Genomic DNA, 814 nt, shown 5'->3' with positions numbered 1-814 from the left:
CCCGTTCACTTCGATGTATTCCAGAGCCTCATAAAGCCGCTCCCCCATTGCCTTGCAATCAGCTTTTTTTGTCAGGCTGTCAGGATCGGGGAAGAAATGAATGTTGAAAAGCAGCGCTCGCCGGTACCGGGTATTGACCTCACGTGTCTGCCCGCTGTTAATTTGCAAAACAAAAAAAGCAGGCTCTTGGAAACCCTGCTCAATTCGCTCAATATACTTGGGCATGGTGGAATCCAATTCATCTAGCCTGCCCAGGATGCCGTTTCTAATGGTTTCCTCAATCATGCTACCACCCCAAATGTCGCTTCATGAATTGTTCCAATTTGCGCTCAAGAATAGCCGGCATCTCACGCTCCAACTCATCAACGGAAATCGTCAGCATGAAGCGCCCTTCTACCCAGCCGGCATGGTCCCTCGTCCGGTGTCCATGCTCAACGTACATCGCATATTCAACAGGATTGATGACTTCGACTTGGAATTCTGTTCCGACTCGTTGAATCTGCCCAATTGTCCAACCTCTCCGCAAGTCACCTGTCAATACGGGCGTCCGGGCTATTGTCTTCGCCAGCAGCCGGGCTGCAAGCTCCCTGATACAGTCTTCAACAAATCGCGTCCAATCCGCGCCCATCTGCTCAAGACTTCGCTGCATTTCCTTCAATCCGTTGAATTCGAAATCACCGATGCCGCTCACGCCCGGCCCGTCCTTTTCAACATAATCTCCTGGTGCGTCGGGTACCGGAAGGGCTCGCCGGCTTGTTTGCCTTCGAACGTCATTCCATTCTGCAGCACGTAGATGTGACTCCCTGCCTTGATC

2 protein-coding genes are annotated in these 814 nt (G+C 52.0%); both read right to left on the bottom strand.

Annotated elements, in window-relative coordinates; genetic code table 11:
• A partial coding sequence (locus AC3G2T_RS38750) for a phage tail terminator family protein (protein ID WP_488438823.1) occupies positions 1-285 on the bottom strand: 285 nt, incomplete at its 3' end.
• A gap of 1 nt (position 286) precedes the next feature.
• Entirely contained in the window at positions 287-691 is a 405-nt protein-coding gene (locus tag AC3G2T_RS38745) for an HK97 gp10 family phage protein (RefSeq protein ID WP_488438822.1), read from the bottom strand.
• Positions 692-814 lie beyond the last annotated feature (123 nt).

Source organism: Paenibacillus sp. sgz302191, assembly GCF_057749925.1.
Note: the sequence above shows the minus strand (reverse complement) of the source record. Positions and strands in the feature narration are given on the sequence as shown.